We start from the raw sequence: 16,019 nt of genomic DNA, 5'->3' as shown, positions 1-16,019 counted from the left end.
CCTTGATCCGGGCGGTGGAACCTGCATGATGGCCGCATGGTCGAGGAGGAGAGCCACGGGGGACCGGTCGCGAACGCGGTGTTCGACTACGACGCCGAGCTGCGTCGCTATCAACCGCTGCTGCGCGAGGCGTTCGACGTGCGGGCCGACGACCACGTGCTGGACATCGGGTGCGGCGCCGGTCGGACCACCCGCGAGTCCGCCCGACTCGCGACCGGGGGCGGTGCGCTCGGTGTCGACGTGTCCGCGGCGATGGTGGCGCGCGCCCGTGAGTTGGCCGCGGCCGAGGGCCTGGACAACGTGCGGTTCGAGCAGGCGGACGCGCAGGTCCACCCGTTCCCGTCGGAGCGGTTCACGCTCGGGACCAGCCGGTTCGGCACGATGTTCTTCGCCGACCCGGTCGCGGCGTTCACCAACATCGGGCGCGCGTTGCGGCCGGGCGGGCGGCTGGTGCAGCTGGTGTGGCAGGACAGCGGCGAGCAGGAGTGGGTGGCCGCGATCCAGGGCGCGCTCGCGGGTCGTGACCCGGCCCCCGTTCCGCCCGCTGCGGGCGGGCCGTTCTCCCTGGCCGATCCGGCCACCGTGGACGGGGTCCTGACCGCGGCGGGGTTCACCGACGTGAGCGTCAACGACGTGCGGGAGCCCGTCTACTACGGCGCGGATGCCGACGCCGCCGCCGACGCGGTGCTCGCGTTGCGGATGGCGAGCGAGGCGTTCGTCCGGTTCGACGCCGGGGAGGCCGAGCGGGCGTTGGACCGGCTGCGCGCGGTCATGGCCGGGCACAGCACCGTCGACGGAGTGTGGTTCGACTCGCGCGCCTGGCTCGTCACGGCCCGCCGCTAGTCCGCCCGCGGCGCCGAACCCCCCAGGAGCCGGCGCCGCGGAACGATCACTCACGCACCGGTCGTCAGCAGCTGGCCCCGGACAGGATGGTCACCTTGTTCGGGTTGCTGTTGTCGACCTTCTTGCTGCTCTTGGTGTTCGCGGGCGCGACGACGCACTTGGTGAAGAACTCGCCGCTCTCGCGCACGAACTGGAGCTCGATGGCGCGCTTCTGGTTGCAGTGGTTGTTGTAGTAGACCGTGGTGCTGACGTTGCCGTCGCCCCAGGAGATGTTGATCTTCTGGCCGCTCGGCGACGCGCAGGCGGCCGACTTGGTGTGGACCGCCGCGGCCGACACGTCGTCGGAGGGGTCGGTCGCGGCCGAGGCGGGGGCGCTCAGCGCGCCGACCGCGAGACCGGTGCCGACCAGGGCCAGGGCGAGCTTGCGGAACTTCACGTGGTGCCTCTCGGTAGGGAAGAAGGGCGCGGTCCGCTGCGGGACCGTGGTGACCACGTTGGCCGGGTGATCAAGAACAAACCTAGGATGAATCTTGAATCACCTGATGGGGGGCTTGTCTTGGTGCTGGAGTTCGGTCTGCTCGGTGACGTGGAAGTGCGCTCGGACGGACGGGTGGTCGACATCGGCCACATCCGGCAGCGCTGCGTGCTGGTGGCGCTGCTCGTGGAGGAGGGCAGACCAGTCCCCGTCGACCGGCTGCTCGACCGCGTGTGGGGCGACCGGGCCCCGCAGCGCGCGAAGGACACGCTCTACGGCTACCTGTCGAAGCTGCGCCGCCTGCTCGGTGTCGACGTCGAGCGCACGCCGGGCGGCTACCTGCTCGCCGTCGACCCGGACACCGTCGACCTGCACCGCTTCCGGTCCCTCGTGCGGCAGGCGCGCGACACGGCGGACGACGAGCGGTCGTTCGCGCTGCTGGACGACGCCCTCGCGCTGTGGCGGGGTCACGCGCTGGTCGGGTTGGAGTCGCCGTGGCTGGACTCGGTGCGCGACGCGCTGCACGCCGAGCGCGCGGCGGCCGAACTGGACCGCAACGACGCGGCGCTGCGCTGCGGACGGCACGCCGTGGTGCTGCCGGGTCTGCGCGCGGCCGTGGCGGAGCACCCGCTCGACGAGCGCCTGGCCGCGCAGCTGATGCTGGCCCTGCACCGCGGCGGCGGCTCGGCCGAGGCGTTGCGGCACTACGAGCACGTGCGCCGCCACCTCGCCGAGGAGTTGGGGGCCGATCCCGGAGCGCCGCTGCGCGACCTGCACCAGGGCATCCTCACGTCGGACCCGGACCTCGTCACCGCGGAGGCCCGCGCGGTGCCCCGGCAGCTGCCCGCGCGGCAGCGGTGGTTCACCGGCCGCGCGGACGAGCTCGCGGCCCTGAACGCCGCCGAGCCCGCGGGCACGGTGCTGATCACCGCGATCGGCGGCACCGGCGGGATCGGCAAGACCGCGCTGGCCGTGCAGTGGGCGCACCAGCACGCGGACGACTTCCCGGACGGCCAGCTCTACGTGAACCTGCGCGGGTTCGACCCGTCCGGTGAACCGCTGCCGCCGACGGTCGCCGTGCGCGGCTTCCTCGAAGCCCTCGGCGAGGACCCGGCCGCCATCCCGGCGAGCCTGGACGCGCAGACGGGCCGCTACCGCAGCCTGGTGTCCGGCAAGCGGCTGCTCGTGGTGCTGGACAACGCCCGCGACACCGAGCAGGTGAGCCCCCTGCTGCCGGGGAGCCCGTCGTGCGCGGTGGTCGTCACCAGCAGGCTGCGGCTGCCGGGGCTGCTGACGTCGCACGGGGCCCGGTCGCTGTCGCTGGACGTGCTCGACGACCGCGAGGCGCACGAGTTCCTCGTCGCCCGCATCGGGGCCGACCGCGTCGCCGCCGAACCGGACGTGGTCACAGCCCTGATCGGCTGGTGCGGCGGTCTCCCGTTGGCGTTGGGCATCGTCGCGGCGCGCGCGGCCATGGACCCCGGATTCCCGCTCTCGGTGCTCGCCGACGAGCTGCGCGACAGCTCCGAGCGGCTGGACGCGCTGGACGCGGGCGAGATCGGGGCGAGCCTGCGCGCGGTGTTCTCCTGGTCGGTCGACGCGCTGCGCCCCGAGGCGGCCGCGCTGTTCACGCTGCTCGGCCTCTCGCCGTCGGCCGAGATCGGCCTGCCCGCCATCGTGTCGCTCACCGCACTGACGGCGGGTCGCGCCCGGATCCTGTTGCGGGACCTGGAGAACGCCCACCTGGTGCAGCAGCACGCTCCTGGTCGCTACCGGACGCACGACCTGGTGGGGCTGTACGCGGCGGACCTGGCCGCGGCGGCGGACGACGAGGCGGCGCTGCGGCGGCTGGTCGGGTTCCACGTCGGCACCGCGCGGGCCGCGGCCCTCACCCTCGAACCGCACAAACCGCTGCCGGACCTGGACGAGGTCGAGGGCTGCCACCCGCTGGGCTTCGCGGACGCCGCCGAGGCCATGCGCTGGTACGACACCGAGCACGAGGCCCTGCTGGCCGTGCAGCGGGTCGCCGCGGACCGCGGGTGGCACGAGGTCGCGTGGATGCTGGCCAGGACGATGAACAACTACCACCTGCGGCGCGGGCGGTCCGAGGACGACGTGGCGGCGTGGTTCGTCGGGCTCGCCTCCGCCGAGCGGATCGGCGACGCGGGCAAGCAGGCCACCGCGCACCTGTGCCTCGGCGTGAACCACATCGAGATGTCCTCCTCCGAACGCGGGCACGACCACCTGCGGCGCTGCGTGGAGATCCTGCGGCAGGGCGACGACCACGGCGCTCTCGCGACCGCGCACCGGGCGAACGCGTGGGCCGCGGAGTTCGAGGGGGACTTCGAGAGCGCGCTGGCGCACTCCACGAGCGCCCTCGACGGCTTCCGGAAGTCGGGTTCGCCGATCCGCGTGGCCGAGTCGTTCAACGAGGTCGGCTGGCGCTACGCGTGCCTCGGCCGGTACGCCGAGGCGCGGGAGTTCTGCGCGGAGGGCATGAGGATGAACCGCGAGCTGGGGCACGAGGAGGGCATGGCCGCGACGTTGGACAGCCTCGGCCACATCGCCCACCACGACGGCAGGCAGGCCGACGCCGTCGCCCACTACCAGGAGGCCCTCGACCTGTACCGGAAGCTGGACAACAGCTACGAGGAGGCGACCGTGCTGCACCACCTCGGCGACGTGCGCGCCGCGCTGGGCGACCGCGACCAGGCACGGGAGCTGTGGACCAAGGCCCTCGGCCTGTACGAGGCGCAGGGCCGCGCGAGCGACGTGACCGCGGTCTCGGACCAGCTCGGCGCGGCCTAGCGCGGCGTCCCGCGGCCACGGCGACCGCACGGACCCGTGACCTTCCGTCCGAAAAGGACCGGAGGCGGGTTCGTGCGGTGCGGGCCTTCGAGGACGCCGCGCGAACCGGCGGAAGTCTGGGACGATCGACGTCATGCGCGCAGGCCGTCCCGGTGTCGTCGAGGTGCCCTACGACAACCCCGGCCAGCCTCGGTTGGGTGTGGAGGTCGTGTCCTTCGCCGATCTGCGGTGTCGGCTGCGGCCCGAGGTCGCCGCCGCGCCGAGCCGCCCGGACTTCCACCAGCTGACCCTGGTCACCGCGGGCGAGGGGACCGCGGTGATCGATTTCGTCGCCCACCGCTGCGCGCCCGGAACGCTGCTGCACCTGCGGCCGGGCCAGGTGCAGCGGTTCCCGGTGGACTCGACCGGCGGTCTCGCCGACCTGGACGCGACGATGGTGCTGTTCACCGCCGCGTTCCCGCCTCCGCTGCCCGCGCTGGCCTCCTTGACCGACCACGGCCCCGCGGCCTGGACTCTCGGCCCCGCCGACCACAGCGTGCTCACCAGCGCGGTGGCGGAGATCGCGGGGGAGTACGCGGGCTTGGCCGAGCGGGACAAGACGCTGACGGTCGAGTTGCTGCGGCACCTGCTGACGGCGCTGCTGCTGCGCGTGGCCCGGTTGCCCCGCCCCGACGGCGGGGACCCGGCCGCGGGCGGCGAGGTGTTCCGCGACTTCCGGGCCCTGCTGGAGAAGTCCTTCGCGACCACCCGCAGCGTCGACGCGTACGCCTCGCGGCTCGGCTACGCGCCCCGCACGCTCGCGCGCGCCTGCCTGGCCGCCACGGGACGCACGGCCAAGCAGCTCATCGACGACCGGGTCGTCTTGGAGGGCAAACGGCTGCTCGTCCACACCGACCTGCCGGTCTCCACGATCGGCGGGATGCTCGGCTTCACCGAGCCCACCAACTTCGGCAAGTTCTTCGAACGCCTCGCACACTCGACTCCCGGCGCGTTCCGCGCCGACCAGGCGTAGCAGTCACCTTTTGACCATCGGCAGTCGCTTGCCGACCTCCTCCCGCGCGCCCGGAGGGGAGAACCTGGTTCCGGCCACTCGATTCTCCACAAAGGACCGTGATCATGAGCTTCGTGACCGTGAACAACGCGCGTTTCCACGTCGAGGACAGCGGAGGTGACGGTCCCGTCGTCGTCTTCAGCCACGGGAACCTGATGGACGGCGACATGTGGGCGCCGCAGGTCGAGGCGCTGTCCGGCGCGTTCCGGTGCGTGGTCTGGGACGAGCGGCTGCACGGCCGGACGGAGGACGACGGCCGGGTCCACACCTACTGGGACTCCGCCGACGACCTGCTCGGCCTCCTCGACCGGCTGGACGTCCCGCGGGCGGCGTTGGTCGGCCACTCGCAGGGCGGGTTCCTGTCCCTGCGGGCGGCGCTGCGCGCACCCGAGAGGGTCACCGCGCTCGGCCTCGTCGACACGGCGGCCGTCGCCTGGCCGTTCGAGGCCCTGGCGCAGATGCGCGGTGTCGCGGAAGCCTTCCGCGCCGCAGGACCCGAGGCCGTCGCCCCCGAGTTGCTCGGGCTGCTGCTGGGGAAGCCCGCGCTCCACGAGCAGTGGCTCGCCAAGTGGCAGGACCAACCCCGCGACCGGCTGGCCGACGCCGTCACCGTGCTGATGGGCGTCGACGACATCACCGCGCGGCTCGCCGAGATCACCGCCCCCGCCCTGGTCGTCCACGGCACGGCCGACCGGCCCATCCCCCTCGCCCTCGGACGCCTGCTCCACCAGGCGCTCCCCGGTGCGGTGGGCCTGGTGGAGATCCCCGACGCGGGTCACACCCCGAGCCTGACCCACCCCGCTGAGGTCACCCCGCGGCTCGCGGAGTTCCTCCACCGGCACGCCTGACCGGACTTGGCTTGGACAATCCTACCCAGGTGGGCTAGGTTTGAATTTCAAACTCAGACCCCTGGAGGATCGCCATGGCCACCGCCCTCGGCTACGACGTGCACATCGCCGAGCCGATCCCGCAGAACGTCGCCGAGCCGGTCCCGAACGGGGACCGGCGGATGTTCTCGCCGTTGTCGGTCACGCTGGTCCACGGCGAGGTCGACGCCGTGCTCGTCGACCCGCCGTTGACCACCGAGCAGACCGCGGCGGTGGGGGACTGGGTGGCGGCGAGTGGCCGGAACCTGACGCACATCGTCGCCACCCACGGCCACGGCGACCACTGGTTCGGCGCCGCGACGCTGGCCGACCGGTTCGGCGCCACCGTCGTCGCGACCGCCGGGACCATCGCTCAGATGCACGGCAACGTCGCCCAGCGCGCCGCGTTCTGGGACGCGCTGTTCCCCGGTCAGATCCCGGACTCCCCGGTCACCGCCGTCGTCCCCGACGGCAACCGGATCCACCTGGAGGGCCACGAGTTGACGCTCGTGGAGGTCGGCCACTCCGACACCGACGACACGAGCGTGCTGCACGTGCCCGACCTCGGCCTCGTCGTGGCGGGCGACGTGCTCTACAACGGGGTCCACCAGTACCTGCGCGAGGCGTTGGGCGACGGTCGGAACGCCTGGCGGCGCGCCATCGACACCGTCGAGGCCCTGCGCCCGAGCCTCGTCGTGACCGGTCACAAGGACAAGGGCCTCGACGACGACGCCACCCGCGTCATCGCCGAGACCCGCCGCTACCTCGACACCGTCGACGAACTCCTGGCGCGGCACGACAACGCCCTGGACTTCTTCCACGCCATGCTCGACCGCTTTCCCGCGCACCTGAACCCCGGCGCGCTGTGGGGCGGCGCGACCGCCCTCTACGCGTAGCGGCGGTCAGCGGTACTCGGGGTTGGCGAAGTCGAAGCGCGCTCCCGCGTCCCAGGCCGAGCGCTGGTTGCCGTGGGACGGGAAACCGCCCGCCTGCTTGAGCATCGCGGCCAGGTGCATCAGGTTCCACGTCATGAACGTGGTGTTGCGGTTGGTGAAGTCGTTCTCCGGCCCGCCGGAGCCGGGGTCCAGGTAGGACGGTCCCGGCCCGGCCTCGCCGATCCAGCCCGCGTCGGCCTGGGGCGGGATCGCGTAGCCCAGGTGCTGGAGGCTGTAGAGGACGTTCATCGCGCAGTGCTTGACGCCGTCCTCGTTGCCGGTGATGAGGCAGCCGCCGACCCGGCCGTAGTAGGCGTACTGGCCCTCGTCGTTGAGCAGGGACGAGCACGCGTAGAGCCGCTCGACCACCTTCTTCATCACGGAGCTGTTGTCGCCCAGCCAGATCGGGCCGCACAGCACCAGGATGTCCGCGGCGAGCACGCGCTGGTAGAGCGCGGGCCACTCGTCGCTCGCCCAGCCGTGCTCGGTCATGTCCGGCCACACGCCGGTGGCGATGTCGTGGTCCACCGCGCGGATCTCGTCGATCGCCACGCCGTTGGCGGCCATGACGCGCTTGCTGATGGCGGCGAGGCCGTCGGTGTTGCTGGGCTCCGGGGAGCGCTTCAGCGTGCAGTTGACGAACAACGCCGTCAGGCCTTCGAACATGGTCGGTCCCTTCTCGGTTCGGGTCCTCACCAGTGGACCCGAACGGGTGGCGTCGTGCGGGCTCGGGAGCGCGGGCGTAAGGGAGTGGAAACATCCGGCGGCCGTGAGAATTGTTTGCCTTTGCCGCGGCACGGAATGCGTGGAATGATGAGCGAATTCTTGTTGCAACCCTTCTGCAATAAACTCGATCGAGTTTTTCTTCGTCGAATAGTGAACCGCGTCACCTCCCACTTCGAATGACATGAGCCTGCCCGGCGATCGGGTCGGGCGGTATTTGATCTGATCGTGAACTCCGCGGGCCACGCCGTGACGGCGGTTCGCGGACGAAGGGATGGACCATGTCAGCACCGCCTCGCCCACGTCGACGACGACGTGCGGCGATTGCGTTGATCGCGGTCGGAAGCACCCTGCTCACCGGTGGCCTGGTCGGGTTCGGTCCCGGCACGGCCGGGGCGTCGAGCCACCGGGAAGCGCCGTTGATCGCCGGTGACCCGCCGGTGGACAACACCGACGTGTACGCGTTCGTCAGTCCCGACAAGCCGGACACCGTCACCCTGGTGGCGAACTGGTACCCGTTCCAGGAACCGAACGGCGGGCCGAACTTCTACCCGTGGGCGACGGACGCCCGCTACGACATCAACATCGACAACGACGGCGACGCGCGCCCCGACCTGACCTACCGGTGGACCTTCACCAACCAGGACAAGCGCGGGAAGTCGACGTTCCTCTACAACAACGGTCCCGTCACCTCGCTCGACGACGAGAACCTGCTCTTCAAGCAGAGCTACACGCTGGAGGTCATCGACGGGTACGGCCGCTCCAAGCGGCTGCTCAAGTCGGGCCAGGTAGCGCCGTCCAACACCGGTCCGGCGTCGATGCCGAACTACGCGGGGCTGCGCGACCAGGCGATCACCGACGTGCCCGGAGGCGGGAAGTCGTTCGTCGGCCAGGCCGACGACTCGTTCTTCCTCGACCTGCGGGTGTTCGACCTGCTCTACGGCGGCAACCTGTCCGAGGTCGGGCAGGACACGCTCAAGGGCTACAACGTGAACACGATCGCCCTCCAGCTGCCGAAGTCGGCGCTGGCGCTCAAGGGCGACGCGGGCCGCAACCCGGTCATCGGTGTGTGGAGCGACACCGAGCGGCAGTCGATGCTGCTCACGCCGGGGCAGTCCAAGCCGCTCGGACCGTTCGTCCAGGTCTCGCGGCTGGGCAACCCGCTGGTCAACGAGGTCGTCGTGCCCGCGGGGCTCAAGGACAAGTTCAACTCGTTGACGCCCGACCAGGACGCCAAGATCCCCGACCTGGTCAACCGCGTGACCGACCCGGAGGTGCCCAAGCTGATCCAGGGCATCTACGGGATTCCCGCACCCGCCACTCCGCGCACCGACCTGGCGGAGATCTTCCTGACGGGCATCACCACGAAGACGCCGGGGCCGATCAAGGCCGACCTGAACTCGCAGCTCAACAACGCGGACGTGAACCCGAAGCGGTTCGTGCCCTCGGAGCAGCTGCGGCTCAACACCTCGGTGCCGGTGGCCGCTCAGCCCAACCGGCTGGGTGTCCTGGCGGGCGACCTCCAGGGCTACCCGAACGGTCGCAGGTTGACCGACGACGTGGTCGACATCGAGGTGCAGGCGCTCGAAGGCGCGGCGGTGAGCGGGATCGTTCCCGCGCTGGCGGCCGGTGACGCGGTGAACGCCAACGACAAGGCGTTCGGCACGTCGTTCCCGTACGTCGCACTGCCCGCGAACACCGGGGTCAACACGCAGTCCGGTGGCGCCATCACGCCGCCGGCAGGCGGTGGGTTCCCGGCAGGGCCGCTGCTCAACGTGCTCCTCGCGACCCTGCTCATCGGGTCGGGTGTCTGGCTGTTCCGGCGTCGTCCGGAGTGGACGACCGCTCCCGCGACGGCGTAGTCCCTCCCCGTGGCGCGCGGGTCCCGCGCGCCACGGGGTTCCACCCGACCCGGAGGTTTGCCCCCGATGACTTCCCCGAGCGGCCGCAGGCGGCTCCTGGCGATCGTCGCCGTCGTCGGCGGCGTCGCCCTGCTCGGCACGACCGCCGCCACCCTCCTGCGTCCCCACGCCGCCGAGCCCCCGCCCGCGTCCGCGCCGGTCGCCGAGACCGCGTTGGCCCGCGCGATCTCCACCGCGCAGACCCGGTTGCGCACCACGCCGGAAGACCCGACCACCTGGGCCCAGCTGGGGTCCGCCTACGTGGAGCAGGCCCGCGTGACCGCCGACCCCTCCTACTACGCCAAGGCGCAGGGCGCGCTGGAGAAGTCGCTCGCCCAGCGCCCCGAGAACGGCCCGGCGCTCATCGGCATGGGCGCGCTGGCCAACGCCCGCCACGACTTCACCGCCGCCCGCGACTGGGGGACGCGGGCCGCGACGGCGCTGCCGGACACCTCCGAGGCGTACGGCGTGCTCGCCGACGCCCACACCCAGCTCGGCGACGCGGACGCGGCCACCGCCGCCGTGCAGCGGATGCTCGACCTCGAACCCGGCGTCCCGTCGTTCACCCGCGCCTCCTACGACCTGGAGCTGCACGGTCGCACCGACGAGGCCCGCGCCGCGCTGGACCGCGCGCTGCTGGACGCCACCGGCCCCGCCGACATCGCGTTCTGCCAGTACTACCTGGGGGAGCTGGCGTTCAACTCCGGCGACCTCGACCTCGCCGACGAGCACTACGACCAGGGGCTGCTGGCCGACCCGAAGGACGTGTCCCTGGCGCAGGGCAAGGCGAAGACCGCCGCCGCCCGCGGCCGCGCCGACGAGGCGCTCGCCGCCTACCAGGCGATCACGACCCGCGTGCCGCTGCCGCAGTACCTCCAGGAGTACGCCGCGCTGCTGACCAGCGCCGGTCGCGCCGACGACGCCGCGCGCCAGTACGACGTGCTGGCGCAGCAGGAGAAGGTCCTGACCGCCGCCGGGTCCGTGGACGACCTCACGGCCTCCACCGTGGCCGCCGACCGCGGCGACGCCGCCACCGCGCTGCGCCACGCCGAGGCCGAGTGGGCCAAGCGTCCCAACGTCCTGGTCGCCGACGCGCTCGCGTGGGCGCTGCACCTCACCGGACGGGACGCCGAAGCCCTGACCTACGCGGAGAAGGCCGCCGCGCTCGGCAAGGTCGACGCGGGCTTCGCCTTCCACCGCGGCATGATCCTCGCCGCGCTGGGACGCACGGACGACGCCGTCACCGCGTTGGACTCGGCCCTGCGCACCAACCCGCACTTCTCCCCGCTGCACGCCCCCGAGGCGCAACGGGCACTCGCCGACCTGCGGAGCCCGCGATGAGGAAACCACTGGCGCTGCTGGTGCTGTGCGCCGCCGCGCTGCTGTGCACGCCGGTGTCGGCGAGCGCGCACCCGTTGGGCAACTTCACCGTCAACCACTTCACCGGCATCACCCTGCACACCGACCGGGTCGAGCTGCGGGTGGTCGTCGACAGCGCCGAGATCCCCACCTTGCAGGAGCCGGTCACCGACGCCGCGGGCGCGTGCGCCGCGGTGCGCGACGCCACGGCGCTCTCGGTCGACGGGAAGCCCGCGGCACTCGCCGTGCGGTCCAGCGCCGTCGAGTTCCCGCCGGGTGAGGCGGGTCTGGCCACCACGAGGCTGACCTGCGCGCTGGACGCGTCGGCGGCGCTCGACCGCGAGGCGGTCGTGGCGGTCCGCGACACGTACCGGTCCGACCGGATCGGCTGGCGGGAGATGACCGCCGTCGGCGACGGCGTCGCGCTGCTCGACTCGCCCGTTCCCACGGCCAGCACCAGCGACGAGCTGCGCCGCTACCCGAACGACCTGCTCGCCGACCCGCTCGACGTCCGCTCCGTCGACCTGCGCGCGCGTCCCGGCGCCAGCGGCGCGGTCGCGGGCGCCCCTCGGCAGGGGAGCGGCCCGTTCGACTCCGTGGTGAACACCGCGACCTCGGCGTTCACCGACCTCGCGGGCAGCAAGGACCTCACACCGGTGGTGGGGCTGCTCGCCGTGCTGCTGTCGCTGCTGCTCGGCGCGTCGCACGCCGCGCTGCCCGGTCACGGCAAGACGGTGATCGCCGCCTACCTGGCGGGCAAGCGCGGGTCCACGAAGGACGCCGTGGTCGTCGGCGCGACCGTGACGATCACCCACACCGCCGGGGTCCTGGTGCTGGGGCTGGTGATCAGCGCGTCCAGCGCCGTGGCGGGCGAGGGCGTGCTGAGCCTGCTCGGGGTGGTCAGCGGGTTGCTGGTCGCGGGGATCGGTGTGGCGCTGCTCGTCTCGGCGTTGCGCCGTCGGGCCGCCGAGCGCGCGGTGGTCCCGGACCGCGTGCTGGTCGGCGCGGGCGCGCCGGTCGAACAAGGACACGGCCACGGTCACGGGCATGGCCATGGGCACGGCCACGGGCACGGCCACGGGCATGGGCACGGTCACGGGATCGGGCGGTCCGGGTTGATCGGCATGGGCATCGCCGGGGGGTTGGTGCCGAGCCCGTCGGCGCTCGTGGTGCTCCTCGGAGCGGTCGCGCTCGGCCGCACGTGGTTCGGTGTGCTGCTGGTCCTCGGCTACGGGCTGGGCATGGCGGCCACCCTGACCGCGGTGGGGCTGCTGCTCGTCCGCCTGCGCGACCGCCTGGAAGCCGCGGAGCGCCTGAACCGGTTCCGCACCCGGCTCACCGGCCTGACCTCGCTGATGCCCGTGCTCACCGCCGCCCTCGTGCTCGTCGTCGGCCTCGGGCTGGCCGCGCGAGCCGCACTCGGACTGGGATAGGGAGCCACCCATGCGCACGACCGTCACCCTGTGCGGGCTGCTGCTCGCGCTCACGGCCTGCACCGCGCAGGCCGCCGAACCCGGCCCCGTTTTCGACAACGAGGCCAACGCCGACGTGACCTGCCTCAAGCACCAGGCGTCCGCACCAGGCGCTCGGTACTCCGACGAGGCCGAACGACGTTCCGACGAGGTGTTGCCGTTGCTGCGGTACTACACCGCTCACGGCCGCAAGCAGTTCTGCGACGGCCAGGGGGCTTCGGCGAACGACAAGGCGTGGGCGCAGCTCTACGTCCAGCTGGGCGCGGACCGGGCGAACGTCTCGGCGCTCGTCGGCTGAGCGGTGGGGCGGGAGTCCGCCCCACCGCTGTGCTCAGGCCGTGCCGTACGCCCCGGACTCGATGTCCTCGACCAGGGTCGGCCCCGTGGGCGTCCACCCCAGGCTCGCACGGGTGTGCGCGCTCGACGCGGTCATGGTCGTGGCGAAGAAGTCGCCGACGAAGCCGAAGTGCGCGTCCGCGTCCTCGGCAGCGACCGAGACCACCGGGAGGCCGAGCGCCCCACCGATCGCTTCCGCGATCCTCTTGGTGGTGATGGACTCCTCGGCGGTCGCGTGCAGGCGCGCTCCGGCGGGGGCCTTCTCCAGGCCCAACCGGATGAGCCGCGCGGTGTCGGAGCGGTGCGCGGCCGACCACTCCGTCGAGCCGTCGCCGATGTAGCCGGAGACGCCCTGCTTCCGGGCGGCGTCGACCAGGAAGGTGACGAAGCCCCAGTCGCCCGCGCCGTGGATCGACGGGGCGAAGCGGATGGCCATGCTCCGCACCCCGCGGGCGACGTGGTCGAGGGCCAGGTTCTCGCTGCCGCCGCGGTCGGAGTCCGGCCCGACGGCGGGTGACGGGTCGGTCTCCAGCACCGGGCGTCCGGTGCACAGCCCCGACAGGCCGTTGGCGACCAGGAACGGCCGGTCGGTGCCGACCAGCGCCTCGGCCATGGCCTCGACCGCGGCCCGCTCGGCGCGGTCGGACTCCGCCGGGTTCGCCCAGTCGTGCTTGTTGGCCAGGTGGACGACGGCGTCGGCCTCGGAAGCCCCGCGCCGCAACGACTCCAGGTCGTCGAGGTCGCCGAGGAGGGCGTGAGCGCCCTTCTTCTCCAACGCCTCTTCGGACTCGGGCGAGCGGGCCAGCCCGGTGACGTCGTGTCCGGCGTCGAGCAGCTCGTCGACGGTGGCGGAGCCGATCCAGCCGGTGGCCCCGGTGATGAAAACGCGCATGGTCGCTCCTCAGGCGTCGATGGTGGTCGGGGTGGTGGTGCCGTAGTGCTTGGCGTAGCCGTTCTCGACGCCGACGAGGATGTCGACGACGTCGAAGTAGCGGTCCCAGAACGGGGTCTCGCGCAGGGCCTCGACCACGAGCTGGAACGCGTCGTGGTCGCGGGCCTCCCAGACCCACACGTCGGTGACGCGGGCGGAGTAGAACTCCGTGTCGTAGAAGCGCGAGCGGACGTCCGTGACCTTCTCCCTGATGGTGGGCACGACGTTGTCCTCGAACGCGGCGACGCGCTCGGCGACGGTGAGCTCCAGCCATTCACGGGTGGTCTTGACCAGGATGAACGCGGTGACGGTGGCGTCGAAGCCGGTGTCGGGCATGACGGGGTCCTTTCGAGGGGGTCCGGCTCAGCGCGCGGAGTAGGCGCCCGCGGCGATGTCCTGCGCCAGGGTCGGCCCGCTGGGCGTCCAGCCGAGCAGGTCACGGGTGCGGGCGCTGGAGGCGGACATGTCCAGGCCCGCGAAGCGCGCGACGAACCCGAAGTGCGCCGCGGCGTCCTCGGGAGCGACCGCGGCGACGGGCAGGTCGAGGGCGGCGCCGATGGACTCGGCGATCACCCGCAGCGGGACGGCTTCCTCGGCCACCGCGTGCAGCAGCGACCCGGCGGGGGCGTTCTCCAGACCGAGGCGGACCAGGCGGGCGGCGTCGGTGAGGTGCACCGCGGACCACGCGTGAGCGCCGTCGCCGACGTGGCCGGAGACGCCGTGCCGTCGCGCGGCGGCGACGAGGAACGACGTGAAGCCGTGGTCGCCGACGCCGTGCACGGTCGGTGCGAACCGGACGCCGACCACCCGAACGCCCTTGTCGGCGTAGTCGAGGGCGAGGTTCTCGCTGCCGCCGCGCGGGGAGTCCGGGCCGACGGCGGGGGAGCGGTCGGACTCCAGGGCGGGGCGGCCCTGGACGAGTCCGGAGATGCCCGCGGCGAGCACGAACGGCCGGTCGGTGCCGACCAGGACGTCGGCGATGGTCTCGACCGCGCCGCGCTCGGCGGCGTTCGTGGCCGCCGGGTTGGCCCAGTCGTGCTTGTTCGCCAGGTGCACCACGGCATCGGCGTTCAGCGCCCCGTGGCGCAGCGAGTCGAGGTCGTCCAGATCCCCGCGCAGGACGGTGGCGCCCTTGGCCTCCAGCGCCGCCGCGGAGGCGTCCGACCGGGCCAGCCCGATGACGTCGTGGCCCGCGGCCAGCAGCTCGTCCACGGTGGCGGAGCCGATCCAGCCGGTGGCTCCGGTGACGAAGACCTTCATGGTGGTTGTTCCTCTCATCAGCCCCGATCTGGGGCGCGGACCAAGCCTCACCCGGATCTGGATTGATGTCTATTGCAACGTTCTCAAGTAACCTTTGCGCATGGCGCAACTGGACTTGAACCTGCTGCACGCCCTGGACGTGCTCCTCACCGAGGGCAGCGTGACCGCCGCCGCGGAACGGCTGCACCTGAGCGTCCCGGCGACCAGCCGCACGCTGGACCGCATCCGCAAGGCCACCGGCGATCCGATCCTGGTGCGCGCCGGACGGGGCTTGGTGCCCACGCCCCGCGCGTTGGCGATGCAGCCGCGCCTGCACGAACTGGTCGTGGAGGCGCAGGCGCTGCTGGAGATCGGGCTGGAGTTGGACGTGGCCTCGTTGGAGCGCACGTTCACGTTGCGCGCCAACGACTCCCTCATCGGCCCGCTGGCCTCCGCGCTGGTCGAGCGCGTCCACCCGGTGGCCCCCGGCGTCCGGCTCCGGTTCGTCGCCGAGGGCGAGGAGGACATCACGCCGCTGCGCGACGGCACGATCGACCTGGAGGTCGGGGTGATCGACCACCCCGGTTCCGAGATCCGCTCCAGCCCGCTGCACGAGGACCGCATGGTCGTGGTGCTCGCGGCGGGTCATCCCCTCGCCGACCGGGAGATGACGTTGCGGCGGCTGGTGTCGGTGCCGCACGTCGCCGTCTCCCGCCGCGGCGTGGCCCGTGGCGCGCTCGACACCGCCTTGGAGGAGAACGGTGTGCGCCGCACGGTCGCCGTGGTCGTGCCGACGTTCACCAGCGCCGCGCACATCGTGCTCACGTCCGAGCTGATCGGTCTGCTGCCCGAGCGCTACGCCCGCCAGCTCGTCGTCACCAGCGGCGCGCACGTCTTCGACGTCGACCTCGACCTGCCGCCCGTGTCGATCTCCCAGGCGTGGCACGTCCGGCACGACAAGGACCCCGCCCACCGGTGGCTGCGGCAGCAGTTGCACCTGGCAACCAGGTAGTTGCTCAGGGCGCAAGGATCACTTGCAAAGGTTGCAGTGGACGGCAAGCCGGTGGTCGATGAGGCTCG

The 16,019-nt window shown here is 72.4% G+C and carries 15 protein-coding genes; 10 read left to right on the top strand and 5 right to left on the bottom strand.

What is annotated here, in order from left to right; all coding sequences use genetic code 11:
* Positions 1–36: 36 nt before the first annotated feature.
* Entirely contained in the window at positions 37–843 is an 807-nt protein-coding gene (locus tag ACFWW9_RS08710) for a class I SAM-dependent methyltransferase (RefSeq protein WP_390373439.1), read from the top strand.
* 64 nt (positions 844–907) lie between these two features.
* On the opposite strand, the gene ACFWW9_RS08705 is transcribed toward ACFWW9_RS08710, so the two are convergent.
* A complete protein-coding gene (locus ACFWW9_RS08705; RefSeq protein WP_390373436.1) occupies positions 908–1,279 on the bottom strand; it encodes a hypothetical protein in 372 nt (123 codons plus the stop codon).
* A 123-nt stretch (positions 1,280–1,402) separates the two neighbouring features.
* On the opposite strand from ACFWW9_RS08705, the gene ACFWW9_RS08700 reads away from it, so the two are divergent.
* From ACFWW9_RS08700 to ACFWW9_RS08685, 4 genes are all read left to right on the top strand, one after another.
* Complete coding sequence (locus tag ACFWW9_RS08700; RefSeq protein ID WP_390373433.1) at positions 1,403–4,126, top strand: BTAD domain-containing putative transcriptional regulator; 2,724 nt, start codon at positions 1,403–1,405, stop codon at positions 4,124–4,126.
* Between the two features lie 133 nt (positions 4,127–4,259).
* Positions 4,260–5,138, top strand: a complete 879-nt coding sequence (locus ACFWW9_RS08695; protein ID WP_390373430.1) for a helix-turn-helix domain-containing protein — start codon at positions 4,260–4,262, stop codon at positions 5,136–5,138.
* 104 nt (positions 5,139–5,242) lie between these two features.
* Positions 5,243–6,025, top strand: a complete 783-nt coding sequence (locus ACFWW9_RS08690) for an alpha/beta fold hydrolase (RefSeq protein WP_390373427.1) — start codon at positions 5,243–5,245, stop codon at positions 6,023–6,025.
* A 74-nt stretch (positions 6,026–6,099) separates the two neighbouring features.
* Positions 6,100–6,939, top strand: a complete 840-nt coding sequence (locus ACFWW9_RS08685; protein ID WP_390373424.1) for an MBL fold metallo-hydrolase — start codon at positions 6,100–6,102, stop codon at positions 6,937–6,939.
* Positions 6,940–6,945: 6 nt separating this feature from the next.
* Here ACFWW9_RS08685 and ACFWW9_RS08680 read toward each other — a convergent pair whose 3' ends face one another.
* Positions 6,946–7,644 (bottom strand): flavodoxin family protein, encoded by a 699-nt coding sequence (locus ACFWW9_RS08680; protein WP_390373421.1) that lies wholly within the window; start codon positions 7,642–7,644, stop codon positions 6,946–6,948.
* A 386-nt stretch (positions 7,645–8,030) separates the two neighbouring features.
* Here ACFWW9_RS08680 and ACFWW9_RS08675 point away from each other — a divergent pair, with 386 nt between their 5' ends.
* The 4 genes from ACFWW9_RS08675 to ACFWW9_RS08660 all read left to right on the top strand — a co-directional run bounded on the left by ACFWW9_RS08675 (position 8,031) and on the right by ACFWW9_RS08660 (position 12,731).
* Entirely contained in the window at positions 8,031–9,563 is a 1,533-nt protein-coding gene (locus ACFWW9_RS08675) for a DUF4331 domain-containing protein (protein ID WP_390373418.1), read from the top strand.
* Positions 9,564–9,629: 66 nt separating this feature from the next.
* Entirely contained in the window at positions 9,630–10,943 is a 1,314-nt protein-coding gene (locus tag ACFWW9_RS08670; RefSeq protein ID WP_390373415.1) for a tetratricopeptide repeat protein, read from the top strand.
* Entirely contained in the window at positions 10,940–12,394 is a 1,455-nt protein-coding gene (locus ACFWW9_RS08665; protein ID WP_390373412.1) for a High-affinity nickel-transporter, read from the top strand. The genes ACFWW9_RS08670 and ACFWW9_RS08665 overlap by 4 nt, the downstream gene beginning before the upstream one ends.
* 10 nt (positions 12,395–12,404) lie before the next feature.
* Positions 12,405–12,731, top strand: a complete 327-nt coding sequence (locus ACFWW9_RS08660; protein WP_390373409.1) for a hypothetical protein — start codon at positions 12,405–12,407, stop codon at positions 12,729–12,731.
* A 33-nt stretch (positions 12,732–12,764) separates the two neighbouring features.
* Here the strand turns inward: ACFWW9_RS08660 and ACFWW9_RS08655 are convergent, their stop codons facing one another.
* The 3 genes from ACFWW9_RS08655 to ACFWW9_RS08645 are packed head-to-tail and all read right to left on the bottom strand — an operon-like array spanning position 12,765 to position 14,960.
* Positions 12,765–13,661 carry an SDR family oxidoreductase gene (locus tag ACFWW9_RS08655; protein ID WP_390373407.1) on the bottom strand — a complete coding sequence of 299 codons (897 nt, stop codon included), beginning with the start codon at positions 13,659–13,661 and terminating at the stop codon, positions 12,765–12,767.
* A gap of 9 nt (positions 13,662–13,670) precedes the next feature.
* Entirely contained in the window at positions 13,671–14,036 is a 366-nt protein-coding gene (locus tag ACFWW9_RS08650) for a darcynin family protein (RefSeq protein WP_390373404.1), read from the bottom strand.
* A gap of 27 nt (positions 14,037–14,063) precedes the next feature.
* Entirely contained in the window at positions 14,064–14,960 is an 897-nt protein-coding gene (locus ACFWW9_RS08645) for an SDR family oxidoreductase (RefSeq protein ID WP_390373401.1), read from the bottom strand.
* A gap of 100 nt (positions 14,961–15,060) precedes the next feature.
* Between ACFWW9_RS08645 and ACFWW9_RS08640 the strand changes: the two genes are divergently transcribed.
* Complete coding sequence (locus ACFWW9_RS08640; RefSeq protein ID WP_390373399.1) at positions 15,061–15,951, top strand: LysR family transcriptional regulator; 891 nt, start codon at positions 15,061–15,063, stop codon at positions 15,949–15,951.
* Positions 15,952–16,019: the final 68 nt, after the last annotated feature.

The organism is Umezawaea sp. NPDC059074, assembly GCF_042738955.1.
Classification (GTDB): Bacteria; Actinomycetota; Actinomycetes; order Mycobacteriales; family Pseudonocardiaceae; genus Umezawaea.
The sequence above is the reverse complement of the archived record's forward strand: the minus strand, read 5'-3'. Positions and strand labels throughout refer to the sequence as shown.

What these genes read in the sequence shown, in the direction of transcription:
- ACFWW9_RS08710 (WP_390373439.1), top strand. Translation starts at nt 37, where the DNA reads ATGGTCGAGGAGGAGAGCCACGGGGGACCGGTCGCGAACGCGGTGTTC.
- ACFWW9_RS08695 (WP_390373430.1), top strand. Translation starts at nt 4,260, where the DNA reads ATGCGCGCAGGCCGTCCCGGTGTCGTCGAGGTGCCCTACGACAACCCC.
- ACFWW9_RS08690 (WP_390373427.1), top strand. Translation starts at nt 5,243, where the DNA reads ATGAGCTTCGTGACCGTGAACAACGCGCGTTTCCACGTCGAGGACAGC.
- ACFWW9_RS08685 (WP_390373424.1), top strand. Translation starts at nt 6,100, where the DNA reads ATGGCCACCGCCCTCGGCTACGACGTGCACATCGCCGAGCCGATCCCG.
- ACFWW9_RS08680 (WP_390373421.1), bottom strand. Translation starts at nt 7,644, where the DNA reads ATGTTCGAAGGCCTGACGGCGTTGTTCGTCAACTGCACGCTGAAGCGC.
- ACFWW9_RS08670 (WP_390373415.1), top strand. Translation starts at nt 9,630, where the DNA reads ATGACTTCCCCGAGCGGCCGCAGGCGGCTCCTGGCGATCGTCGCCGTC.
- ACFWW9_RS08665 (WP_390373412.1), top strand. Translation starts at nt 10,940, where the DNA reads ATGAGGAAACCACTGGCGCTGCTGGTGCTGTGCGCCGCCGCGCTGCTG.
- ACFWW9_RS08660 (WP_390373409.1), top strand. Translation starts at nt 12,405, where the DNA reads ATGCGCACGACCGTCACCCTGTGCGGGCTGCTGCTCGCGCTCACGGCC.
- ACFWW9_RS08655 (WP_390373407.1), bottom strand. Translation starts at nt 13,661, where the DNA reads ATGCGCGTTTTCATCACCGGGGCCACCGGCTGGATCGGCTCCGCCACC.
- ACFWW9_RS08650 (WP_390373404.1), bottom strand. Translation starts at nt 14,036, where the DNA reads ATGCCCGACACCGGCTTCGACGCCACCGTCACCGCGTTCATCCTGGTC.
- ACFWW9_RS08645 (WP_390373401.1), bottom strand. Translation starts at nt 14,960, where the DNA reads ATGAAGGTCTTCGTCACCGGAGCCACCGGCTGGATCGGCTCCGCCACC.
- ACFWW9_RS08640 (WP_390373399.1), top strand. Translation starts at nt 15,061, where the DNA reads ATGGCGCAACTGGACTTGAACCTGCTGCACGCCCTGGACGTGCTCCTC.